Genomic DNA, 2,303 nt, shown 5'->3' with positions numbered 1-2,303 from the left:
ATTGAAATTATCGGATTAAAATCATCTACTTGGCGTTCGGAACCGAAAAAAGCTGGTAACGAAGCTGATGAATGTTTTTATATCCAAAATGAAGCTTTAATGCGAGGAAAGTTAACTATCGATCTCAAAAATGACCCACCACCAGACTTAGCTGTGGAAATGGATTTGACTAGCTCATCTATCCATAAAATGGCGGTTTATGCGGAATTAAAAGTGCCGGAGGTTTGGATTTGGAAGAAGGGGAAACTAATAATTAATATTTTAAATGATACGGGTTATGTCGAATCGGAAATGAGTTTGGCATTTGCCTCTTTTCCTGTCAAAGAACTCGCACGGTTTATGCACCTAGACTCAGAAAAGGGAGAGAATGCGAGAATTAGAGAGTTTAGAGAGTGGGTGCGATCGCACTTACAGAATCAGCTACCCTAGGGAAAGGGTAGTGCCCAAAGCCGTGTCAATTTGAACTCAAGCGCAGTCACAGACTGCTGTTTCACAATTAGGCCCAGATCCCCCCTAGCCCCCCTTAAGAAGGGGGGGACAAGAGCATTCTCAAAGCTGTAGGGTGCGTCGTCATTGACAATCCTTAAATAAAAATCGACAATCTAACAGCGACGCACCTATGCCTACATAGTTACTTGTAAACAAACCAAACGATTTTATTGTAGCAATATTTTTTAGAAATGCTATAAGAAGGGGGGACAAGAATCTACTCAAAGTCCCCCTTCTTAAGGGGGATTTAGGGGGATCTGGCCTCAGCTATAAACGAGAGGAGAGATACAGAGGATTTAAGGCTTAAGTTTACACTCATGGACACTGCCGTTTCCCTACGAATATCGCGTTTATCAACCGGATTTGACATCAATTAGAAAGATACCGACTTTGCACATACTGTTTCAACACGGGATTCAAACTAAACAAAGTTATCTTTTCCTCTTCTATTGCTTCCAATAAAAACCGATTTCCCAGAGATCGCACTGCATTGACTATTTCTGACGGCGAAAACGGTATTTTGTTGAAAAACTGCGACACAGCAACAGATTCAGGTTGATTAGCCAGGTGAACCATCACTGCCAACTCTGCCGCAGTCAAACGCCCAAAAGGTAGAGATAATTGAAATTGCAACCCTTCATCTAAAATCGGCATCTCGCACTGCAAAAACTCCGCAACTCTCCCGCCAAATAACTCTCGAATCAGCGTTGCAGTCAACTCCAACCACAGAGGATTTCCTTGATAAATATCAATCAAATTTGACCATGTTTCCTCATCGGATAACTTTGGCGATTTCAAAATCTCTTTAGCAGCTTCTCCCAAACTTCCCAATACAAAACATCGCACGGGACGATACTCTTTTGATAATCTGGCAATTTCTCTGGGTTTTTCCCAACTATTGAATATCAAACAACTTTGATGACAAACTTCGGCAATTAGTTTAAAAAATAACTGATAATCTTCATATCCAGTTTTATATTGTCCTGCGAGTTGTCCGCTGCTAAAAAGCATTTGCACGTCATCGAGGACAATCAGACATCGGTATTTTCGCAGGTAATCGAGGATTTGGGAAATTTTGGTTTCGATGTTTTGGGGAATTTCGGATTGTTTGGAGAAGATTTGCAGCAGGTTGGTGAGGGTTGCGTCTAGGGTTGGGGAAAAGCGGAGGCTGCGATAGATGACGTAATCGAATTGAGTTTTGATTTCGTCTATTAAGCGGAGGGAAAGGGTGGTTTTGCCGATGCCGCTGATTCCGAGGAGTGCGATTAGGCGTGTGCGATCGTGTATTATCCAGTTTTCGAGGGTGGAGAGTTGGGAAGTGCGATCGAAAAACCTGAATATTTCGGGTGCGTCGCCTAAGTCTATGTGGAGTTGTTTAGAAGTTGGTTGGGGGTTTGCGGGTTCTGTTGGACTTCTCGCCCTTTCTTGACAAATATTGAAGTTATTAATTGCTACATAATCTCTACCTACTCTACCGATAGCTGATGAAAAGTTATCAAATTTCGCTTTTTTTATTATGGCTCGAAAATTTCTTTTAGTAATCTCTTCTCCGAATCCCTCTGAGAGTATTTGCCATAATTCCGAACCGATATCTCTGGTATGGCCTTCACTTGAATGAGTTTCTTCAGCAATTTTCGGGTATGTCCGACCTTGGAATGTCCCTTCAAGGATAGCTTTTTGCAGATAGTCTATATGTTCTCCCGTCTTCGCGAAAATTAGTTCGTCTGCGAGTTTTAACACTTCTGCGATTTCCATAGGTCAGTCGTGTGCTGCGGTTTGTCGTATTATATCCGATCTTTCCGACATTTCCGACA

At 42.1% G+C, this 2,303-nt stretch carries 2 protein-coding genes; one reads left to right on the top strand and one right to left on the bottom strand.

All coding sequences use genetic code 11. The features are described from left to right. A partial coding sequence (locus QT974_RS33565) for a Uma2 family endonuclease (protein ID WP_333472685.1) occupies positions 1 to 429 on the top strand: 429 nt, incomplete at its 5' end. A gap of 429 nt (positions 430 to 858) precedes the next feature. On the opposite strand, the gene QT974_RS33560 is transcribed toward QT974_RS33565, so the two are convergent. Next, positions 859 to 2,244, bottom strand: a complete 1,386-nt coding sequence (locus QT974_RS33560) for an ATP-binding protein (protein WP_333472684.1) — start codon at positions 2,242 to 2,244, stop codon at positions 859 to 861. Positions 2,245 to 2,303 lie beyond the last annotated feature (59 nt).

Source organism: Microcoleus sp. BM001215392 (genome assembly GCF_036700185.1).
Classification (GTDB): Bacteria; Cyanobacteriota; Cyanobacteriia; order Cyanobacteriales; family Microcoleaceae; genus Microcoleus.
Note: the sequence above shows the minus strand (reverse complement) of the source record. Positions and strands in the feature narration are given on the sequence as shown.

Coding starts and splice junctions, on each gene's coding strand:
- QT974_RS33560 (WP_333472684.1), bottom strand. CDS start 2,244: ATGGAAATCGCAGAAGTGTTAAAACTCGCAGACGAACTAATTTTCGCG.